Raw genomic sequence first — 20,350 nt, 5'->3', positions numbered from 1 at the left:
CGCTGGGAGAGATTTGCCCAATCTATGCGGAAAATCAGAGTGGTGTTTCGGACCCTGCAGATCGTTCTTCAAACTGCGCGCCGCAGTTTTCTCCACCCCAGCGCGCTCTGTGGTTGGGGTTGTTTGATCGCCTGGAGTCTCGGCGGCATTGCTTCCGCGCAGATTCGCGATGGTAATATCAATCCGCATAACCTGGGGCGTGGCTCATGGATTTACATTCTGCCCACAGCCGTCAGCGGCCTGGGTGGAAACGTGCCGTCCGTCAACACGTTGTCCAACTTGATGACCTACCTGAAGAATCAAGGGTTGCAATATGTCATCATCAAGGCGGCGCAGGCCGATGGCGTTTTCCAGGCCGGCGGCACGACTCAATTCACTCCGGAAGTCGTGGCGGCCGGACACGCGGCGGGATTGAAGGTGTTCGGTTATCTGTACACCACCGGCGCGAATGTCCCGGGCGAAATTGCCATGGCGGATTTTATTTTTAATCAGGGCGCCGACGGTTTGATTTACGACGCGGAATCCGAATGGGAAACAGTGGGCGGCAACGCGGCGGCGCGTTCCGCATTGGCCATCCAGCTTTGTAGCACGGTGCGCACGAACTGGCCGAATAAATTCATGGGCGTCTCCACCTGGCCGTATCGCGCGCTGCATCCCAATCTGCCTTACAAGGAGTTTGCGTATTACTGCGACGTCATCATGCCGCAGGCGTACTGGATTGAGCTGGGCGTTACGCCCACCGTATGCGTCAACCGTATCAATAGCGAGTGGACCAGTTGGAAAAATGGCTTGAGCGGAATCTGGACGAACGCGATCAAACCATTCGTCATGACCGGCCAGGGCTGGAGTTCAGCCAGTGGCACCGTAACCGCCGAGCAAATCAGCGAATTTGAAAACGCGTTGCGAAACATCGCCAACCCGGTGTCGCCCGGCGGATTCCGCGCCGTGGATTATTGGCGCGCGGAATTGCATCCCGCCCAAGTCTGGGCCGCCATTCGCACCAATTTTCTGGCCTGGCCTTACACCAACGCGCCCTTGGTGCAATACCCGCCAGTCGCAACCGTTCAAACCACCACCGCCACCATTTCCTGGCCGACCGATCAAGGGTCCGATGGCGTCGTTGAATATGGTTTAACGCCGGCTTACGGTTCAGCAAAAACGAACAGTGCGCTGGCCTGGTACCACACGGTAAGTCTGACGGGATTAAGCCCGAATACCACCTATCACTATCGTGTTCACTCGAAAGGCACGAACAACCTGATCGGTTACTCGGCAAATTACACCTTCACCACGGCCGCCATGGCGGTGCCCGACATTGTGATTGATGAGGACAACGCCAACAACTCCGGCGGCCACACGGTCGCGTACACCGGCAACTGGAGTGCGTCCACCGCCGGCGCGGCTTACCTGGGTTACTTCCGCTATGCCAGTCCGAGGTACGTCCTGGGCAGTCCGGATCGTACGGCGCGCTTCATTCCGAACCTACCCGTGGCGGGTAATTACAACATCTACGCCTCGTGGTCGGCGTCCGCGCCGGGGGGCAACCGCGCCGTGAACGCACCGTTCCGCGTTTACAACGGCAGCGACACCACTCTGACTCGCGTGAATGAAGAAGCCAATGGCAACTCGTTCCAGTTGATCGCCAGCAACCGCTTTCTGCCGGCGGGAACCGTCAGCTACATCGAAGTCGGCAACGACGTGACGCAAGGCGTCGGCGGTGACATCGTCATTGCCGACGCGGTAAAGTTGGTTTACCTGCCGCCACCACCCACCCCGCCCGCCATCGTCACGCCGCCGCAGAGCTTGACGGTAAACCAGGGCGACACGATTCAATTCACCGTGTCCGCCAATGGCACCGGTCCGCTGGCCTATCAATGGCGTCATGCGGGCGCCGATTTGCCCGGCGCGACCGGCGCTTCGTTCGTCAAGTTGAACGCGCAACCGGTGGATGCCGGCGCTTATCAGGTCGTCATTACGAATGCCTTCGGTTCGATCAGCAGCGCGCCCGTGACGCTCACCGTTCAAACCGCGCCCGTCATTACCGTGCCACCGCAAAACCTGACGGTGGCTGTCGGCGCCTCCGCCACATTCAGTGTGACCGCCAACGGTTCGCCATCACCCACGTATCAATGGCGGTTTAACGACATGGACATTCCCGGCGCCACCGGATCGAGTTATACCAAGGCCGAAGTTCAACTTGCCGATGCGGGTGATTATACCGTCGTGATCTCGAATATCGTGGCGACCATCCTGAGTGAAGCGGCGACCTTGACCGTTACGCCCGCCGCGCCGCAGATTGATTCGATCGTTCTATTACCGAGCGGACAGGCGCAGTTATTGATCAGCGGCGGCCCGGGACAATTTGTGATTGAACAATCCACGTTCCTCACGAATTGGACGCCGGTGCTGACGACCAACCTCGGTGGTCCGAGCTTCCAATTCACGGACCCGGAAAGCAACCAACCGCTGCGTTTCTATCGGGCCGTGCGCTTGGTCCCGTGAGACGCCTCGCGGCTATGGATTGAGACGTTCCAGTAAGCGGCATAACACGGTCAGCCTGGGAACGGAAACACCCGCCGCCTGCGCTTGACGCAGCGGTTCGAGGAACAAACTCTCCAGTTCAAGCGAGCGACCATGTTCAAAATCCAGTACGGTGGAAGCTTTGTAAGCGCCCATTGTGCGGGTGCGTTCAATCATTTTGGCGGCCAGCCCTCCTTCGAGCTGGTGACCAAGTGCGTTGGCGGCAGCGATGACTTCCAACATCAATTCGCGCACCAGAATTTCCCAGCGACCTCCGTCCAGTAATTGATCCGTGGTGCGGCACGGTTGTTTTACAGCCATGTTTTCGGTGGTGGTGATGAGTGCATCATAACCGGCGGCGCTGGCAACCCCGAGCCCATTGAACGGAATATTCCAAACCAACTTCTCCCAATGTGCGCGAGCCAGATCATCCGCCACGCGACAGACAATTTCCGCGCGCTGGAACACCGCCGCGACTTCATGCAACCGCGTCGAAGACGGTCGTTGAAACTCACCCAGCATGATCAATCCGTGATCAAGATGTTGAATCACTCCGGGCGCAAGGCGATTGACGCAGACAAAACAAAGCCCGCCAAAAATCGGATTCCGGGGAAAAAGCTGTGCCAGCGCTACCTCGTTTCCCAATCCATTTTGCAAGGTCAGGAGAGCGGTTTGAGGCCCAACGAGCGGGGGCAGGAGGCGGGCAAACGCGGCATTGGCTGTGGTCTTGAGTGCAATCACGACCAGATTGCTGGGGCCGATTTCTTCCGGCGCAACGGCGGCTTGCGGACGAGCCGTGAAATCTCCGCGCGGACTGTGAATGTGGACGCCGTTTTGGCGCACAACGGAATAATCGCTGCGCAACAGGAAATGCACATCCTCGCCCGCACGACTCAGCAACGCCCCGTAATAACTACCGACGGCCCCGCAACCCACCACAGCAATTTTCATCACCAGTCAAGAGACGCTGCCATGACCCAATCAGCAATCTCAAAATACAACCACCGATACCACTCAGATGAACGTCAACAACCTTTTGTCGTATATGCAACAAAAGTTCGAGTGTGCTGTCATTGTTGTTTGCGAACAAGTGCCAGTGAAAAAGGCGAAGTGTTTGGCGACGACATTAACCCTACCGAGTGTCACTGCTGAACTGCCACTTCAAGCGCAGCGCGTTGCCGATGACAATAACGTCGGAAAAGCCCATCGCCGCCGCGCACAGCACCGGGCTCATAAACCCCAGCGCCGCCAACGGAATACCCACGCAATTATAGAAAAACGCCCAAAACAGGTTCTGCTTGATCGTCCGCAACGTCGCCCGCGCCAAGCCCAACGCCTCCGGCACGGCTTCGATCTCCGACTTGAGCAAAATGATGTCCGCCGCCTCGCGCGCCACGTCGCTCGCCCGACTCACCGCGATGCCGAGGTCCGCTTGCGACAACGCCGGCGCGTCATTAATGCCGTCGCCGACAAAGGCCACGCGTTCGCCCTGCGCTTGCAGTTGTTTGATGAACTCCGCCTTTTGCTCGGGACGCACTTCGGCAAAAACATGTTCCGGCGCGATGCCGACTTGTTTCGCAATTCCACGAGCAGTGCGCGGATTATCTCCTGTCAGAAGAAAAGTCTTCAATCCTTGTTGCTGTAATCGCCAAACAACTTTTGACGTGTTGTCTTTCAAAAAATCTCGCAAGGCAAAAACGCCCATCAAGGAATTCCCTTTTGCCAAACCAACAAGTGTTGCGCCTTCATCTTTCCGTTGTTCAATCCATTTTTCATTTTCTGGAATGTTGACGCCGTGTGAATGAAGCCACGTCAACGAACCCAGTCGAATACTTTCAAGATTCCGTTCCGCTTGAACTCCCGAACCGGAAATTTCCTGCCAGTTTTTCAACTCAATCGCTTCATCGGATAACCATTTAAGCACTTTACTAATGGGGTGATTCGACGAACGCGATAAAGCGGCGGCGATTTCTCGTGCTTGTTTGATAGAAGTTTCAGACGCATTGGAAGTCCACGGCCCCACGACGGCAAGTTCACCGCTAGTTAAAGTTCCCGTCTTATCAAAAACAATTGCTGTGATGCGTCCGGCTTTTTCCAACGCCACCCCGTCGCGAATTAAAATGCCACGGCGCGCCGCCGCGTTGGCGCTGGCCATGATCGCGGCCGGCGTGGCCAAGCCCATGGCGCACGGACAGGCTACAATTAAAACAGCCGCGGCGATGATGAATCCGGCGGCCAGACCAATGGGCGGATGCGCCGTCCACAAATAAGGACTCAGCGCCTGAGTGATCTGGTGCATGGTGTCGGGCGTCAAGGCCCAGGCCAATCCTGCGGCCAAGGCAATCACCACTACAATCGGCACAAAGATGCTGCTGACCCGATCGCCCAAGCGTTGGATACTGGCGCGACTGGTCTGCGCACGTTCCACGGCGGCGATGATGTGCGCCAGCGCCGTGCGTTCGCCAGTGGCGGTTACCCGCATGACCAGACGACCACTCTGATTGACGGTGCCGGCGAAGACTTCGGTGCCCACCGTTTTCTCCACGGGCAATGATTCTCCGGTCAACATCGCTTCGTCCACTGTTGAATGGCCTTCCGTAATCACGCCGTCCACCGGGACGCTGTCGCCCGGGCGCAACGCGACCAGATCACCCGGTTGCAAACGGGCCACCGGAACTTCTTCTTCCGCCGCGACATCGGCGGGCGGCGGGGTTTTCGAGTCGGTCGCCATTTGAAATTTCAGGTCGAGCAACTCGAAAGGTTGGAGCGGCGCCGTCTGGCTTTGGCGGCGGGGTGGTTTAATCCGACGCGCGGTCGCGGGCGCCAATTGCAACAGCGATTTCAGCGCATCGGTGGCTCGCGCGCTGATGCGTGCTTCCATCCAATGGCCAATGCTGATCAACGTGATGATGGCGGCGGCATCCATGAAGTAGAGGTGCTGACCGCCGCCGTGGAACAAGGCCCAGGTACTGTAACCAAAGGCCGTGGTGGAGCCCAACGCCACGAGCGTATCCATGTTGGAGCTGCCGATCTTCAATTGCCGCCAGGCGCCGCGATAAAATTGCGCGCCAGAAAAAATTTGCACCAGACCCGCCAGCGCGAAGGACGTCCAGGCAAACCACCGCGTCATCCCGAATGAGAACACCCACTCGCCCAACATCAAGAACGCGGTGACCACTCCGCCTAACCAGAGGTTAAGCTCCCAGACGCGATGCGTGGCCCGCGCGGATTGCGTCGCGACGGTCGGGATGGCGACAACTGCAGCGGTGTAACCGGCGGCCGCGACCGCTTGAATCAATTTTTCACTATCGGCCGCTTGTGCCTCCGTCCAACGCACGGTGGCGCGATTGGTGAGCAAATCCACCCGGGCGCTCTGCACGCCGGCGACGCCTTGCAAAGCGGTCGTCACATGCCGCGCGCAGTTGTTGCACGTCATGCCGTCCACTTGTAAATCGGTTTTCAATCCGGAATTCAAGGAGGTGCTGGAACTAATGGATGTGACCGTCATTGTCGCCTTCAAATTGGGCGCGAAGTCGGAGAGGCACAAGCCGAACTTCAGCGAATCGTTTCCCCGATCAGGGGTGGCGGTTGGACCCGCTGTACAGCCAGTTGGAACGCTGCCGGCAATCGCGTTAGAGCCGCTTCAGCCGAGCGCTGACTGGCCGCGTGAACCCGGCACAGCGCGCCATTTTTCTCGACGCGTTCACCCGGTTTGGCGAGTTGATCAATGCCCACCTCATGGTTGATTGAGGCTTCTTGGGTTTGTCGTCCGCCGCCCAGGTCGCGCACCACTTCACCAATGATGCGCGCGTCACATTGCGTCACGTAACCCGCTCGCGGCGATTGGAGTACACATTGAATCCGGGCGGTTGACTGACGCTCCAGTTTGCGCTCAAACGCCTTCAAATCGGCCCCTTGCGCTCGCAACATCTCGTCCCACTTACGTCGGGGTGCTCCCGAATCCAGGCACGATTCCGCTTGGCGCATGGCCCGGGATAATGTTTTCACTCGGCCGGTTTGCATCAATAAATGCGCAGCGCAGGTGAGCACGAGCAAACGCAGGTCTGCCGGTCCTTGTCCATCGAGGCACGCCACGCTTTCCCGCACTTCGAGCCAGTTGCCCGCCGACCGACCGATGGGCGTGTTCATGTCGGTGAGGATGGCCCGCGTGTTCACCCCGCACTGTCGGCCCAGCGCGACCATGGCGCGGGCCAGTTGGCGGGCAGCGGCTTGGGTCGGCATGAAGGCGGCTGAACCAAACTTTACATCGAGGATTAAAGCGTCGAGTTGTTCCGCCAATTTTTTGGAAAGGATGGAGGCGGTAATCAGCGACAGGTTGGGCACGGTGCCGGTCGCGTCCCGCAGCGCATAGATTTTTTTATCCGCAGGCACCATGCGTTCGGTTTGGCCGCAAATCACCCCGCCGATTTGTTGCACGATTTTGATGATGCGCCGGGTGGACAACAGCGTTTGAAAACCCGGGATGGAATCCAGCTTGTCCAATGTGCCGCCGGTGATGCCCAGGCCGCGCCCGGAAATCATCGGCACGCGAAAACCGAGGCACGCCAGCAATGGAGTCAGGGGCAGGGAAATTTTGTCGCCGATCCCGCCGGTGGAATGTTTGTCCACGATCGGGCGTTCGTCTTTGGGAAATTTGAGCACATCACCCGAATCCCGCATTGCCAGCGTCAACGCGGTGGTTTCGTCCCGATTCAGGCCTCGAAAAAATACCGCCATGAGAAAAGCGGCCATTTGGTAATCGGGAATTTTTCCAGCGGTGTAGGCGGCGACGATCGCTTGGATCTGCTTTGACGAGAGTAATTCGCCAGAGCGCTTGGATTCGATGCACGAGAGGAAGTTCAAGACCTGCTTTTGGTTCGTGTGAGATCAGCGGGCAAGGTTGTGTCACATTCACAACAAATGTAATGGTCCGTGACGGCTTCCAATAAGTGGATGTAATTTAGATCGCCGTCCACGATGTGGGCTTCCTCAGCCATCACCTCGACAAATCGGTGCGTATTGCCGCAATTGAAGCAAATCAACCGACTGCGGTTAGCGAGTTTCTTACTGGTTGCGCGTGTCTTCACTGAGTGTTTTAAGGTTTAAGGGCAGTTGCGTTTTCGACCAGTTACCGTTCTTTTGGAATGCTGTTTATCAAACAGCATTGGCTGACTGATTGACTTAAGCGGAGCAAGACCGACTTCATCTAAAACGGTCTGTGGAATTTCAAGCTGATCTAGTTGTCTTGGCTCGGTCTTTAACGCGCCGCCTCCGTAGCTTTTGGAAACGAGGCTCAAATTTGCCAGCGTATTTGGATGGTTGAGCGCTCGCCAAAGCTTATTCACGCTGCTTGGAGTTGTGTCCCAAGGGTAAACGCAAAGAAATCCTGTTAGCGGAACAACATTTGCATCGTTCAAAATAAACCGACAATCACGCCGTCCGAGATATGCAAAAAGGATTGGTGGTGGAGTTCGCTTTTCCATCTTGTACCAAGGCCGCCGTGTTTTGATTAAAGATTTATTGTGCAATCCCAATCGCTCTCCGCTTCTCAAATAGGCCTGCAATACAGTTGGGAGTTTATCATGGGGATCGGCTGCAAGGTTAAGCAACCAAGTTGCACGTCCAGCAGTGTCAAGGCAATCCAAGTCTGCGACTGTCAGGCGATCGCCAGGACAGTCCCTTGTTCTGCCGATGGCGCGGCGGAAAAACTTCTCCGGCAGGTCATGCGAACGCAGTTGTTGGCGAGTGAGGAAGAAAAACGCGTTGTCGCCAGTCGCAATCCCACGCATGACTTTGGCAAAATGGGAGAGTGGTGTGCCGAGGCTATTTTGGACGCGGAGCGGCCGTGACAATCCGGTTTTCAAAGCCTCGGTAAGTTTGCGACGATGGAGACTGACGGCATTTGTTGCTTTGCGTCCATTCAACGCAGCGGAGATCGCGTCACTGTCTCTTTCACATACACGCAGCCAAACGAAATCTTCCAAGGGCCTTTCTTTGGTGAAGAGGAATACCATCGCGTTGGTATCCACAGTTGGAAATGGTGCGGCAGCATCTGCAAAGGTCATGGCGGCGACCAGTCGGTACTGCTGACAGATACGATCCCAAAAAGCTGAGGATGAAATTCCCTCACAAACGTCGGCAGGTAAAAGAAACGCCAGTCGGCCACCTGGGGCAAGTTGCGTCAGGCATTTGAGCAGGAAAAAAACATGCAAACCAACACGACCATCGAGTGAAAATCCAAGATGATTTTGTGCCAGTTGTTTTAATTGAACCTTTTGCTCTTGAGACAGGCGATGATGGCGAATATAGGGCGGATTGGAAATGATGGCCGAAAACTTGTTTGGCGAAAGCGCACTAATGAAATCGGCGATCTGCACATGACGGAAGTCATCCGGCTTTAAGCCAAGTTTCCAACCATCGGTAAAAGCATTGCGGTGAAGTTCAAAACCTTGAAACTCGCCGGTAAATCCTGCGTCCCGTGCTGCTGCGAAAAAGGTTCCTGGGCCGACTGCGGGATCAAAGAGAACCTCTGGACGATCTTGCGTTACCCAACCAGCCATGACTTTTGCCAACCACGATGGTGTCCAGAATTGTCCTTTCACGCGCAACGCTTCTCGTTCAGTTCCGTTGGCTGGCAGTTTTTGAATGGCGCGCATGGCTAACAAAGCTATTCCCGCTTGGCCGCAAGTAAACGAAGTTGCTCCAGAGATTCGGGCAGCAGGGAGAGGTGACCCCCGCTGAACGTAACGTAAGGTAAAATGTGACCATTCTTGTCCTCAACAAACGCCGGCAATAGTTTCGGGTCTTCAATGCTGATGCCTACTGGATAACCGTAGTGGTAGTAGTGTTTGTAGATGGCTTTTTTGGTTGTTGCCCCGCCGGGTGCTTGAAAAGTTTGCACCGTAGCTTCGGTCAGTTTTTCTCTAATTAATTTTTCGGCGCGATCAAAGGACAGCCCGTAAGCACGGTCGTAAAATACATGCCAGATATGAATGGGAACGCCCCGAAGCTTTTGCCATTGCAACAATGGCCGTCGGTCTTCTTCTTTAATGATGATGGTTGGAAGCACCGCGCCCTTTTTTAATCCCAGTTTCCCGCCAAGCCGTTTTTGTGGACGTAGAGGTGTCTGGAAGTCTGGCATCTTCACTCCGCGCCAAAGGCTGTTCTCGCACTCCACAGCAACAAGTGCATCGGCTAGGAGGGCCGCAATGCGTGGATCAGTTTCAGGGATGAAGGGCAACTCTGCCAAACCGCCTGCCGCCGCGATTTTACCTTCCACTTTTTTTCTGTCCTCCTTGAGGAAAATCAGGAGGTCGGGGCGTTTGACCTTACCAAGGCCAGCCGCTTCCAGTCTTTCAAAGTAGAGTTCAAATTCTCTGACGCTGCCAGTCGGTGCTGTGCCGCTCGGACCGTAAGGAATAGCGAAGAACTTTCCGGTTTCCCCCACGGCTTCAATTAACCGATGTTCGCTCCACACGCCTTGCGACCAGCGCATGAGAAAATCACTGCCGCGCAAACGACGTGGATTCAACCAGAAATCAAGCCAAGGGAGGGCAGGATAATTAAGAAGAATCTCCTGTAAATCTTCGCAGCAAACAGTTAGCGCTTTCTCAAATGGATGGTGTGCCTGCTCAAGTTTGCTCATCGGTTTCGGATGATAAACTTGGAAGTGGGAGGGGCAATGGAATTCTCGATTTCACCCGACAAACTTCTTCGCGGCGATGGTCGAGTTGTGGCCGCCGAAGCCGAAGGAGTTGTTCACGATGGCGTTGACCGGCATTTCGCGCGCTGTGTTGGGCACGTAATCCAAATCGCACGCCGGATCCGGAGTGGTGTAATTGATGGTCGGCGGCACAACGCCCCGCTCGATCGCCAGCGCGCACACGGTCATTTCCACCGCGCCCGCCGCCCCGAGCATGTGACCGGTTGCGCCTTTGGTTGAGCTGATGGCGACCCGTCGCGCGTAATCGCCAAATACCGTTTTGATGGCGCAGGTTTCTGAAACGTCACCCTGCGGAGTGGAAGTGCCGTGCGCGTTGATGTAGGAAACGTCGGTTGGGTTCAATCCACCGGTGCGCAACGCGGCTTTCATGCAACGCGCCGCGCCTTCGCCGTTTGCCGAGGGCGCGGTGAGATGATAGGCGTCCGCCGTGTTGCCGTAACCGACGATCTCACAATAAATCCGCGCGCCGCGACGTTTTGCGTGGTCCAGTTCCTCCAGGCAGAGCACTCCCGCGCCTTCGCCCATGACAAAGCCATCGCGGTCTTTATCGAACGGCCGGGAGGCGCGGTGAGGATCGTCATTGCGTCGGCTCATGGCCTTCATGGCGCAGAAACCGCCAATGCCGATCGGCACGATGGCGGCCTCGCTGCCACCGGCAAACATCATGACCGCTTCGCCCATCTTGATGGTGCGCCAGGCTTCGCCGATGGCGTGATTGGCGGTGGCGCAGGCCGAGCAGGTGGCGAAATTAGGCCCGCGCAAATTGTGATACATCGAGAACAGACCGCTCGCCATATTGCTGATCAACATGGGAATCATGAACGGCGAGAGCCGGCCCGGGCCGCGATCGAGCAGCACTTTGAGCTGGGCGGTGGTGGTTTCCAGCCCGCCGATGCCGGAGCCGATGATGACGCCGATTTCGTCGCGGTTCAACTGGCTCAAATCCGCGCCGCAATCTTTCAAGGCCTGCCAGCCGGCGTAGATGCCGAATTGCGAATAGCGATCAGTGCGGCGGACGTCTTTGGGATGCGGAAATGCGGGAGTGGGATCAAAATTGCGCACTTCACCCGCCATGCGCGAGTCGTAGGCGGTGGCGTCGAAAGCCGCGATGTGCTCGATGCCGGTTTCGCCTTTGAGCAGGCGTTGCCAAAAAATTTCCAAGTCGTGCCCCAAAGGAGTCACGACACCTAAACCGGTAACGACGACGCGGCGATCCTGCCAGTTGCTAGCCATAAAAACAAACGGGGCAGTTCAAGCTCTCTTCAGCTCAGCTGCCCCGGAGCGATCGGATCACAAATTATTTCTGCTGGTCTTCCACGTAGCGGATGACGTCGCCCACGCTCTGCAGTTTTTCCGCTTGTTCGTCGGGGATCTCGCTGCCGAATTCTTCTTCCAGCGCCATGACCAACTCGACTGTGTCCAGAGAGTCCGCGCCCAAATCCTCAATGAACTTGGCTTCGGGTGTGACTTGTTCTGGTTTCACCCCGAGCTGCTCGACGATGATATCCTTGATGCGTTGTTCGATTGATTTTTCAGACATGGTTATTTCCTATTCAATTGCGTCGTCTGTTTATGCGGAGCGCTCAAAATCGTCAAGCATGGATTCAGGGATTTTTCGGACGACCCATCGGCGCTTGCTGCCTCAACAGCCCCCAAATCAACACGAAAGCCGAGGCCAACTCCTCGGGATGTTCCATCGTCCAACAGGTCACCTTTTCGGGTATAAACCAGTCGCCACGCTCAATTTCCTCCGGGTGTAACGTGAACGGACCTTCATTTTCACAGCGATAAACCCAGACAAACTCGAAACCAGTTTCGACACACGGCCCAACCCGCAGAATCCGCTCCGGCGGTTTGGCAAGATGGAGTCCGATTTCCTCGCGCAATTCACGAACGGCACAGGCGTCATACGTCTCGCCCGCATCCACATGCCCGCTCGCGGAAGAATCCCACTGCCCCCTGGCCGTGTCCTTCCACTGCGAGCGCTTTTGCAAAAACACCTCGCCGCGCGCGTTGAACACCAACACATGCACGGCGCGATGGCGCAGTTGCTTCGCGTGGACTTCCTTGCGCGGCGCTTGTCCTATGACTTCATCGCGCTCGTTGACGACATCAAAAATTTCTTCGGTCATGGATTGGCGTCGGGGGAACTTTCATAAACCGGGCACTTCACAACAACGCACTGAATTCGTCCTTTGTGATACCCGCTTCCCGGATGATTGCCCGTAACGTTCCCTTGGCGAGTTCCCGATGGTTTGGGATGGTCAGCCGCCGGCCACTGGCGTGACGCAGAATGATGTGGCTGCCGGTTTGATGATCCACCTCGTAGCCGATCTTGCGGAAGACTTTCACCGCGTCCGCTCCCGAGCAAACCGGCTGTTTGCTCATGCGGAAACCTCGACCACTTCTTCGTTGATTGGCAACGGTCCCGGCTCATTGTGCTTGGCAAGGCTGGCCAGATAGCCGGCGATGGCGTCCCGAATGTTGGTGACCGCTTCGGCGCGGGTTTTCCCTTGGGAAATGCATCCGGGGAGCGACGGACATTCCGCCACAAAAATGCCATCCTCATCCGGCTCAATGAGCACGCGAAATTTCATGGCGCAAAGATATTCCCGCTTCGCTGCCGGGTCAATTCACTGAATCGTGATGCGGTAGGCTCGGAGCCACATCAAAAATCCATTCGGTCACAGAGTTCCATTTGCTGTAGGGCATAAATCTTTCATGTAACAGCTCGCGCAATCCGGCTCGCCAGCCTTACACCAGTTTCTTCCAATCTCCCAACACGGCGAATCCATGATGCCAGGAAATTCCGGATGCAATGCTCGCGCTTTGTAGATGATTTGTTCGACTGAGGCATTGGACGCCGATAAACCAAGGCGAGCGAACACCCGACGTACATGTACATCGGCGGAAATGTCTATCGAGGCGTAGTCAGCAAATTGAATTTTAAATCCTCTTACGAGAATGTTGGTCGCCATGTTTGCAATCTTTGGCCCAACCCCATCAAATTCAAGAAAACGATAGACGACTTCAGCGCTCGATGGTCGTCCTCTCCAGATCCGACTGGCATCACCACGATATTTTTCCTTGATGTGTCGAATTGCCGAATAAAATACCTTGCTCATTATCTCAACAAATCGATGAACAGGCTTTGGATTTAACATAAGCGATTGCACCTCGGCCAAAGACAGCTTTTCAAGTGCCTCCATCGAAAATCCTGCAAGTTTTGAATCTCGCGCTGCAAGTTCATACGGGATGAGCCACGCCTTTTCCGCCTTAATTTGACGATCCATTACACACGCCAAGACAAAAGCGTGAGGTCGCGAATCCAAGTCACAAATTAAGGCGTCTGCGGCGGGAATATCAGTAAATTTTTCCGTCCTTTGTTCGGAGTTCAGTATTTGCCGACCGTGATTAACCAGTCGGTCGCGTATGGCTTGATCATTCATAAATTGCATTTCGCTTGTGGATGAAACTCCTTTAGTAAACACCACAAATTATGCCAAACTCGATATGTTGGTTCGTTTCTGCAGCGAAATTGTTTTCACAAGGATTTTGCGAGCGGCGTTAAGTTGTCGAAATGTTTGTCGCAATGCTCCAGTTCCAATCCGTGCGCCACCGCACACGCGGCAATGATGATGTCGCTCGTTGGAACTGTAATCCCGGCTTGCCGGCTGTGGAACGCCAGTTTGCGGGCCAGCTTCCATTCCGTCGCCGCCAAAGGAAAACTGGTCAGTTCGGCTTCCAGCAGGTCCAAAGCCTTACGCTCGCTACCGACGCGAACCCCATTCCACCGCGATCAAATCGCACCACGCCGCTTCTCCGCCAGCGAGCAGGCTTTGAACGCGTTGCGCTGGCTCGCTTTTCGTGTCCGCGCAGAAATTCAATCCAACTGGTAGAATCCACGAGGGTCACGGCTTGGCCTCCCATTTGGAGTCCTCGCGCCTGGCCTGAAGTTCCGCCTGCGTCATGAAGTTCGGCATCGAGCCGTGCAGACGCTTGGCCAAGGCGGCGAGCCGATGGCGGCGATTGAAATCCTCAACCGCGGTGACCACGGCCTCGCGCTTGGTTTTTGCCTTGGTGAACCTCATGGCTTCTTTAAGCACGCCATCTGGAATATCAATCGTCGTTTTCATGCATCCGGAATAGCCCTTCAAAGGGTTCTGTCAACGGACAGACAAGAGTCCGAGCCTTATCAATCGGTAACCAGCTTTTCAGTCAATGCCACAAACTGCTCCAAACTCAACTTCTCCGCCCGTTCTTGCGGCGAAATGTTCAAGGCCGCAAACGCCGCCTGCAGTTTTTCCAGTGGCCATTCGGTCTTGAGCAGTTTCAACATCATTTTCCGACGTTGCGAAAACGCACGTTTCACAATTTTCACGAACGTCCGGTGTTGTTCCTCCGCCAGCAGCGGCGTCTCGCGTCGCACCAAGGTCACGCAGGCGGAATCCACGTCCGGCGCCGGAAAGAAACAACTCGCGGGAATTTTGAACCAGTCGCGCGGTTCGTAATCCAGTTGGAGTAACAACGTCAGCACGCCGTAATCATCATCATCCGCCTGCGCCATCAACCGCTGCGCCACTTCCAATTGCAGCGTCACCGTCATTCGTAGCGGGCGGAGCGGTGATTGCGCCAATTCCACCAAAATCGGTGAGGCCACGGAATATGGCAGGTTCGCCACCAGTTTCCAATCGCGCCAATCCCGGCGCTCGCGTTTGATGAATTCCAGTGCGTCGGCGTGAATCAGTTCGAAGTGCGGAGTGCGGAGCGCGGAGTGGGGAGTACCCAATCTCTCCTGCAATACCGCCACCAAGCGCGCGTCTTTCTCGATGGCCAACACTTGGCCGGCTTGCGTGAGCAGTAATTCCGTCAGCGGTCCAAGGCCTGGCCCGATTTCCAAGACCTTGTCCGCTTTCGTCAACTCCCCCGCATCCACGATGCGCTGCAACTGTTGCGCGTCGTGCAGGAAATTTTGCCCGAGCGATTTCGTGAGCTGGATGTCGCGCCGGTCCAACCACTCGCGCATTTCGGAAAGTTTCATCATGGAAAAATTGAAACTACGGATAGACACGGATGAACCCAGATGAGAAAGTTTTGGCGCGAATGGCGCGAATTATCACGAATTGAGAAAGCCGGATCTGAGTTCGCGATAATTCGCGAAATTAGCGCCACTCCCGTTTCCCGTCTGTATTCATCCGGGTTCATCCGTGGCTCAAAACCTTTTGAAGCTCCGCCACCATGCGGCCAAGTTGCGCCTCCGTAATCATCAGCGGCGGCGTGAAACTGACGATGTTACCGTGCTCACCTTCGGGCAACAAAATGTACCCGCGTTGCAACATGGCTTTGATGACCCGCAAGGCGGTCGCAGTGGCTGGCGCACCATCGGTCTGGCGCAATTCCAACCCAGCGAGCAGCCCCAGTCCCCGCACTTCGTATTGGAGCGTGGATGCGTTGCCGCGAAGTTGGCGCAGTTGCGCTAGTAGAGCCGGGCCTAGCTTCGCGCTGCGTTCACAAAGTTTGCGGCGCCGCAACTCGCGGATTTGAGCGAGCGCCATGGCGCAACCGACCGGATGTCCGAGAAAGGTGCTGGTGTGGATCGCCTCACCATCCGAAGGCGGCCAGGCGGCGTCCATGATTTCGGCGCGGCCCACACAAGCGGAAAGTGGAAATCCACCGGTCAGCGCCTTGCCCAGACAGATCAAATCCGGCGTGACGCCGACATGCTCGCACGCGAACCATTTTCCGGTACGTCCGAAGCCGGTATAAATTTCGTCCAACACGAGCAGCGCGCCGTACTCATCACAAAGTTTTCGCAACTGCGGCAGAAAGTCTGGTGGCGGAATATTGATTCCGCCACGCACTTGAATCGGCTCCACCAAAATAGCCCCCACTTTTTTGGTGCGCAGTAATTCACGGATACGCCGGGCAAGCGGGGGCAGTTCCTGGCGCGTGCGGGGGAAGGGTAAAAAGTGGCCAAACTCCCGTAACTGCGGTCGGAACGCGGCGCGAAAATGCTCGCGATGCGTGGCGTTCAACGCGCCATAGCCCAGACCATGATACGCGCCTTCAAACGCGATGATGCCGCGTTTGCTTGTGACAAGCATTGCTGTCTTCAAAGCGGCTTCCACGGCCTCAAAGCCGGAGTTGCTGAAGATGACTTTGCCCGTGGCTGCACTCGTGAGAGTGCGGCTAATTCTTTTTGTCGAGGCGGATGAAGTTGGCCGCGTTCTCACGAACGCAGCTACGTTCCAGCGTTCGAACGTAATCCGGCTCAACTCCCGCGCCAGTTCCGCTTTGAGCGCGTGCGGATGCACGTCGCCCATGGCGTGCAGCAGTGTGCTCATTTGCTTTTGCCCGGCCCGCACCACCGCCCGATTGGCGTGGCCGGCAGCCGCCACTCCAAATGCCGCCGTAAGATCCAGATACCGCTTTCCTTCCGCATCCCAGACATGGACGCCCTGCGCACGCGCCCAAACGATCGGCCACGAACCGTCTGCCTCCATGAAGGTGATGTTGCGCGACTCGTAGTTACGCAAGAGTTGCAGCGTGGTTTCGGTGGCTGTCATGGATTCGGAATTTGAGGATTTACGATTTACGCGCCATCAATCTTGCGAATCGTAAATCGCAAATCATAAATCGTAAATTTCTAAACGCCTCTCTGTTCCGGCGGCCAGATGATTTTGTGCAACTGCGCCTGAAAGCGCACCGGTAAAGCATCGGCAAGGATACGTTCAACCAGTTCCTTCCGCGTGAGCGGGGTTTGACCGGCGGGCACGCGCTTGAGCGATTTGTCCTGTTGCTCCGGTCGCAACGGATGCACCCAAGACATCAGCAACGGGCAGATTTCGTCGAGTTTATGCGCGGCAATCTGTTGTTTGGCCCACTCGTAATCTTCCACCGTGCCGATAACGAATTTGATTTCGTCTGTGGCCCGGAGCAGCGGAATATTGTCGGGGCGATTCCGCTCCACCTCACCGCTGCTGGGGCATTTCAAATCCATGATGCGGTGTACGCGCGAATCCACTTTGCCAATGTCCAGTGCGCCGCTGGTTTCCACCAGAACCGTGAATCCGTCGTCGCAAAGCTGTCGCATCAGCGTGAGCGCATTGGGTTGGAGCAGGGGTTCGCCGCCGGTTAATTCGACCAGCGGTAAACGCGCGACATTTTCCATCTCATTAGCCTCGGACTTTAGCCCGGGGATGGTCGCCGCGTGACCTTTAACCGCTTCAGCGGTTGGTCCGATGGAGAAAGCCGTTGAAACGGCTGCGGCTCTGGTTGGCGTTGTCACCGGGCTGAAGCCCGGGGTTAATGAGAAGGGTTTAACTTGATACGGCTTCGCGAGCCGCAACACCTCCGCGCGCACTTCGCCGAGGTCGCGCTTCCTGCCTTCCGTGAACGCATACGCCGTGTCGCAAAACGAACAACGCAAGTTGCATCCGGTGAGCCGCACGAAAACACACGGCAGGCCGGCCCAGGTGCTTTCTCCTTGCAAACTCAGGTAGATTTCGTTGACGACCAGCGTTTCGGACATCGCGGATAATGTCGTTAAATCGCCAACTCGTTACAATGTTGAATCGCGTGGCGCGCGAGCGACAGACCTTAAACGACGTTTTAACGATTTAATGTTTTGACGATTCCCGTTATCCTGTGCGCATGGATATCTACGATCATCCGACGTTTCACATGGCGTGCCAGCAATTTGATCTGGTGGCGGATCATTTACAGATTCCGCAGGAAGATCGGGCGCGGCTCAAGTATCCCAAGCGGGCGCTCACCGTTGCGCTGCCCATTCATCGCGACGACGGCTCGACCGAGGTTTTCTTCGGCCACCGGGTGCAGCACCATCTGACGCTCGGGCCTACCAAAGGCGGGTTGCGGTATCACCCGGACGTTACGCTGGGCGAAGTCGCCGCGCTGGCCATGTGGATGAGTTGGAAGTGCGCCCTGGCGGGATTGCCCTACGGTGGCGCCAAAGGCGGCATCGCCTGTGATCCGGGCAAACTTTCACGCGCAGAGCTGGAGCGTCTGACCCGGCGTTACACGCAGGAAATGATTCCGTTCATCGGCCCGCAAACGGATGTCATGGCGCCGGACGTGGGCACCAACCCGCAGGTGATGGCGTGGATGATGGACACTTACTCAGCGCACAAAGGGCGCTCGGTGCCGAGCATCGTCACCGGCAAACCGGTGGGAATCGGCGGTTCGCTCGGGCGCAAAGAAGCCACCGGACGCGGCGTGGCGTATCTGATCAATCGCGCCACCGACACGGTGGGACTGGATTTGCATCAATGCACGGCGGTCGTGCAAGGTTTCGGGAATGTTGGCAGCATGGCCGCGCTCTCCCTGGCGCGTTACGGGGCAAAGGTGATTGCGGTCAGCGACGTGAACGGCGGCATCTACAATGCCAAGGGCCTTGATTTGGTGGCGTTGGAGCAATATGTCGCCAGCAACCGGTCGGTCGTCGGTTTCCCCGGAGCAGAATCGGTTGCCAACGAGCAATTGTTGTTGTTGCCCTGCGACATCTTGGTGCCGGCGGCGTTGGAACGACAAATCACCGAAGCGAACGCCGGCAAAATCAAATGCCGCATTTTGGCGGAAGCGGCGAATGGCCCGACCACGCCCGAGGCCGACGTGATTTTGAACCAACGTCCGGAAATTTTCATCATTCCGGACATCCTCTGCAACGCGGGCGGCGTGGTGGTGAGCTACTTCGAGTGGGTGCAGGATTTACAAAGTTTCTTTTGGGGCGAAACGGAAATCACCGACAAGCTCTTCCGCACCTTGGAAGCGGCCTTTGTTCAGGTCGTCGGTCTGAGTCGGAAGCAAAACATCCCGATGCGCCTGGCGGCGTTGAGCGTGGGGGTGAAGCGGGTGCATGAAGCGAAGCAGATCCGAGGGTTGTTTCCCTAGCGCGGAGCAGAGAACAACCGTGGGCACAAATTGACACGCGGCGGTAACGGCCGCGGGGTCTTGCTGGGGTAGTAAGATGCGGCCGCGATGTACAGTTATTATTCGCATTAAAAATATTTACTTCCATACGAGGCGAGGCGAGGTGTAGTTTCCGCTGGAAAGCCTAAATATAGGGTTCTCTGACATTTTTGATGGGTAACGAGTGATGGAATTGGCAGAGTGTGGGCGCATGCACCGGAAAGACTCTTTGCCGAACCGTTGGGGCTGGGACTATGGCGCATTGGAAAAGCCTCATTGCAATAGCCGCACTTGTAATTGAAACCACAGCTCTGACATCACCGGTTTGTGCTTATGCACAGGCAGGCGCATTGATTTCAAACGATCTATGAAAAAATTGTTCCTATTATTTCTTCCAATTGGGCTGGCTCTGATTGCGGTGATATTCTTTGCTACACAAGCGCCCCGGCATCCTACGGGGATTGAGAGTTCGACGATGGAATCCACCAATTATTGGCAGCAGTTTGAATTCACGCTCTATGATAAAGATAACGTGGATGGAATACTGGCTGGAATAAAAATAGCCGGAGAACCGTTGCTGACCAGCGAAGAAAAAATTCAGCTTATCGGAGTATTGGCGGATTTTCTTCTGCTAAATCAAACCCATGAGTTTGCGAGTTTTCAGCGCTTTCGTTTTGGTGAAAACCCCGCGCCACAAGGTGTATTCAACCCGCAGGTGGTGGAATTTTACCGGAAAAAGTTGGACGAGAACATGCCAACAAAGAATCTGACGGATCGTGAAGTCGTGGAAAAATTTTGGAACGTTAATATGCTTGCGTTCCTGAAAAGTAACGGGTTGTTTTGGCGGGAAATCGGCCGCCATGAGTCAACCATTGAAATCACGGAAGCCCCGCCCGCACCACCGGGAGTATTGGAAATCGGCTCGCGCCGACCCAATTGGGGAGTTTTTACGGCGAATCCGGTTTTCATTGATTCTCCAACGCCCCGGGAATTGCAGAACAAGCATGGAACGCTGAAGTATGCGACCTGTTGCTTTGCCATCCGAAACGAAAGCAAGGTGGGTGCCGGGGTTTATTTGCAACTCTATTGGTATCCTGAAGAAAAGCGGTGGGTCCCTGTCCAGTTGGGTAATAGCGGCTCCAATGGCTTTGATTCGAACGGATTGTGAATTCCGTATGA

At 55.9% G+C, this 20,350-nt stretch carries 19 protein-coding genes; 3 read left to right on the top strand and 16 right to left on the bottom strand.

Annotation, left to right across the window (positions count from 1 at the left end):
• Window positions 1-24 precede the first annotated feature (24 nt).
• Window positions 25-2,502 carry an immunoglobulin domain-containing protein gene (locus M9920_05275; protein ID MCO5051694.1) on the top strand — a complete coding sequence of 826 codons (2,478 nt, stop codon included), beginning with the start codon at window positions 25-27 and terminating at the stop codon, window positions 2,500-2,502.
• 12 nt (window positions 2,503-2,514) lie between these two features.
• Here M9920_05275 and M9920_05270 read toward each other — a convergent pair whose 3' ends face one another.
• From M9920_05270 to M9920_05195, 16 genes are all read right to left on the bottom strand, one after another.
• Window positions 2,515-3,471 (bottom strand): 2-dehydropantoate 2-reductase, encoded by a 957-nt coding sequence (locus M9920_05270; protein MCO5051693.1) that lies wholly within the window; start codon window positions 3,469-3,471, stop codon window positions 2,515-2,517.
• A 181-nt stretch (window positions 3,472-3,652) separates the two neighbouring features.
• Window positions 3,653-6,028, bottom strand: a complete 2,376-nt coding sequence (locus M9920_05265; protein MCO5051692.1) for a cation-translocating P-type ATPase — start codon at window positions 6,026-6,028, stop codon at window positions 3,653-3,655.
• Between the two features lie 47 nt (window positions 6,029-6,075).
• Window positions 6,076-7,383 carry a thymidine phosphorylase gene (locus tag M9920_05260; protein MCO5051691.1) on the bottom strand — a complete coding sequence of 436 codons (1,308 nt, stop codon included), beginning with the start codon at window positions 7,381-7,383 and terminating at the stop codon, window positions 6,076-6,078.
• Window positions 7,384-7,622: 239 nt separating this feature from the next.
• Entirely contained in the window at window positions 7,623-9,176 is a 1,554-nt protein-coding gene (locus M9920_05255; GenBank protein ID MCO5051690.1) for an SAM-dependent methyltransferase, read from the bottom strand.
• A gap of 11 nt (window positions 9,177-9,187) precedes the next feature.
• Window positions 9,188-10,165 carry an AccI family restriction endonuclease gene (locus M9920_05250; GenBank protein ID MCO5051689.1) on the bottom strand — a complete coding sequence of 326 codons (978 nt, stop codon included), beginning with the start codon at window positions 10,163-10,165 and terminating at the stop codon, window positions 9,188-9,190.
• A gap of 51 nt (window positions 10,166-10,216) precedes the next feature.
• Window positions 10,217-11,476, bottom strand: coding sequence for a beta-ketoacyl-ACP synthase II (gene fabF, locus M9920_05245; protein MCO5051688.1), 1,260 nt, complete (start codon window positions 11,474-11,476; stop codon window positions 10,217-10,219).
• Between the two features lie 64 nt (window positions 11,477-11,540).
• Window positions 11,541-11,783 carry an acyl carrier protein gene (acpP, locus tag M9920_05240; protein ID MCO5051687.1) on the bottom strand — a complete coding sequence of 81 codons (243 nt, stop codon included), beginning with the start codon at window positions 11,781-11,783 and terminating at the stop codon, window positions 11,541-11,543.
• Window positions 11,784-11,847: 64 nt separating this feature from the next.
• Entirely contained in the window at window positions 11,848-12,375 is a 528-nt protein-coding gene (locus M9920_05235; protein MCO5051686.1) for an NUDIX domain-containing protein, read from the bottom strand.
• A gap of 37 nt (window positions 12,376-12,412) precedes the next feature.
• Entirely contained in the window at window positions 12,413-12,631 is a 219-nt protein-coding gene (locus tag M9920_05230) for a type II toxin-antitoxin system HicA family toxin (GenBank protein MCO5051685.1), read from the bottom strand.
• The gene (locus M9920_05225; GenBank protein ID MCO5051684.1) at window positions 12,628-12,840 is read right to left on the bottom strand and encodes a type II toxin-antitoxin system HicB family antitoxin; all 213 of its coding nucleotides are present in this window, start codon (window positions 12,838-12,840) and stop codon (window positions 12,628-12,630) included. The genes M9920_05230 and M9920_05225 overlap by 4 nt, the downstream gene beginning before the upstream one ends.
• A gap of 87 nt (window positions 12,841-12,927) precedes the next feature.
• A complete protein-coding gene (locus M9920_05220; GenBank protein ID MCO5051683.1) occupies window positions 12,928-13,692 on the bottom strand; it encodes an iron-sulfur cluster loop in 765 nt (254 codons plus the stop codon).
• 95 nt (window positions 13,693-13,787) lie between these two features.
• Window positions 13,788-14,000, bottom strand: coding sequence for a hypothetical protein (locus M9920_05215; protein MCO5051682.1), 213 nt, complete (start codon window positions 13,998-14,000; stop codon window positions 13,788-13,790).
• A 154-nt stretch (window positions 14,001-14,154) separates the two neighbouring features.
• Complete coding sequence (locus tag M9920_05210) at window positions 14,155-14,379, bottom strand: type II toxin-antitoxin system VapB family antitoxin (protein ID MCO5051681.1); 225 nt, start codon at window positions 14,377-14,379, stop codon at window positions 14,155-14,157.
• A gap of 59 nt (window positions 14,380-14,438) precedes the next feature.
• Window positions 14,439-15,287 (bottom strand): 16S rRNA (adenine(1518)-N(6)/adenine(1519)-N(6))-dimethyltransferase RsmA, encoded by an 849-nt coding sequence (gene rsmA, locus M9920_05205; protein MCO5051680.1) that lies wholly within the window; start codon window positions 15,285-15,287, stop codon window positions 14,439-14,441.
• A gap of 157 nt (window positions 15,288-15,444) precedes the next feature.
• Window positions 15,445-16,809: an aspartate aminotransferase family protein gene (locus tag M9920_05200; protein MCO5051679.1), complete on the bottom strand. Its 1,365-nt coding sequence runs from the start codon at window positions 16,807-16,809 to the stop codon at window positions 15,445-15,447.
• Between the two features lie 80 nt (window positions 16,810-16,889).
• Window positions 16,890-17,774 (bottom strand): radical SAM protein, encoded by an 885-nt coding sequence (locus M9920_05195; GenBank protein ID MCO5051678.1) that lies wholly within the window; start codon window positions 17,772-17,774, stop codon window positions 16,890-16,892.
• Window positions 17,775-17,896: 122 nt separating this feature from the next.
• Here M9920_05195 and M9920_05190 point away from each other — a divergent pair, with 122 nt between their 5' ends.
• Complete coding sequence (locus M9920_05190; protein MCO5051677.1) at window positions 17,897-19,153, top strand: Glu/Leu/Phe/Val dehydrogenase; 1,257 nt, start codon at window positions 17,897-17,899, stop codon at window positions 19,151-19,153.
• Window positions 19,154-19,538: 385 nt separating this feature from the next.
• Window positions 19,539-20,339 carry a hypothetical protein gene (locus tag M9920_05185; protein MCO5051676.1) on the top strand — a complete coding sequence of 267 codons (801 nt, stop codon included), beginning with the start codon at window positions 19,539-19,541 and terminating at the stop codon, window positions 20,337-20,339.
• Window positions 20,340-20,350 lie beyond the last annotated feature (11 nt).

This window comes from Verrucomicrobiia bacterium, assembly GCA_023953615.1.
Classification (GTDB): Bacteria; Verrucomicrobiota; Verrucomicrobiia; order Limisphaerales; family JADLHS01; genus JADLHS01.
This window is presented reverse-complemented; position numbering and strand designations above follow the sequence as displayed.

What these genes read in the sequence shown, in the direction of transcription:
- M9920_05275 (MCO5051694.1), top strand. Translation starts at nt 25, where the DNA reads ATGCGGAAAATCAGAGTGGTGTTTCGGACCCTGCAGATCGTTCTTCAA.
- M9920_05270 (MCO5051693.1), bottom strand. Translation starts at nt 3,471, where the DNA reads ATGAAAATTGCTGTGGTGGGTTGCGGGGCCGTCGGTAGTTATTACGGG.
- M9920_05265 (MCO5051692.1), bottom strand. Translation starts at nt 6,028, where the DNA reads ATGACGGTCACATCCATTAGTTCCAGCACCTCCTTGAATTCCGGATTG.
- M9920_05255 (MCO5051690.1), bottom strand. Translation starts at nt 9,176, where the DNA reads ATGCGCGCCATTCAAAAACTGCCAGCCAACGGAACTGAACGAGAAGCG.
- M9920_05250 (MCO5051689.1), bottom strand. Translation starts at nt 10,165, where the DNA reads ATGAGCAAACTTGAGCAGGCACACCATCCATTTGAGAAAGCGCTAACT.
- fabF (MCO5051688.1), bottom strand. Translation starts at nt 11,476, where the DNA reads ATGGCTAGCAACTGGCAGGATCGCCGCGTCGTCGTTACCGGTTTAGGT.
- acpP (MCO5051687.1), bottom strand. Translation starts at nt 11,783, where the DNA reads ATGTCTGAAAAATCAATCGAACAACGCATCAAGGATATCATCGTCGAG.
- M9920_05235 (MCO5051686.1), bottom strand. Translation starts at nt 12,375, where the DNA reads ATGACCGAAGAAATTTTTGATGTCGTCAACGAGCGCGATGAAGTCATA.
- M9920_05230 (MCO5051685.1), bottom strand. Translation starts at nt 12,631, where the DNA reads ATGAGCAAACAGCCGGTTTGCTCGGGAGCGGACGCGGTGAAAGTCTTC.
- M9920_05225 (MCO5051684.1), bottom strand. Translation starts at nt 12,840, where the DNA reads ATGAAATTTCGCGTGCTCATTGAGCCGGATGAGGATGGCATTTTTGTG.
- M9920_05220 (MCO5051683.1), bottom strand. Translation starts at nt 13,692, where the DNA reads ATGAATGATCAAGCCATACGCGACCGACTGGTTAATCACGGTCGGCAA.
- M9920_05210 (MCO5051681.1), bottom strand. Translation starts at nt 14,379, where the DNA reads ATGAAAACGACGATTGATATTCCAGATGGCGTGCTTAAAGAAGCCATG.
- rsmA (MCO5051680.1), bottom strand. Translation starts at nt 15,287, where the DNA reads ATGATGAAACTTTCCGAAATGCGCGAGTGGTTGGACCGGCGCGACATC.
- M9920_05200 (MCO5051679.1), bottom strand. Translation starts at nt 16,809, where the DNA reads ATGACAGCCACCGAAACCACGCTGCAACTCTTGCGTAACTACGAGTCG.
- M9920_05195 (MCO5051678.1), bottom strand. Translation starts at nt 17,774, where the DNA reads ATGTCCGAAACGCTGGTCGTCAACGAAATCTACCTGAGTTTGCAAGGA.
- M9920_05190 (MCO5051677.1), top strand. Translation starts at nt 17,897, where the DNA reads ATGGATATCTACGATCATCCGACGTTTCACATGGCGTGCCAGCAATTT.
- M9920_05185 (MCO5051676.1), top strand. Translation starts at nt 19,539, where the DNA reads ATGAAAAAATTGTTCCTATTATTTCTTCCAATTGGGCTGGCTCTGATT.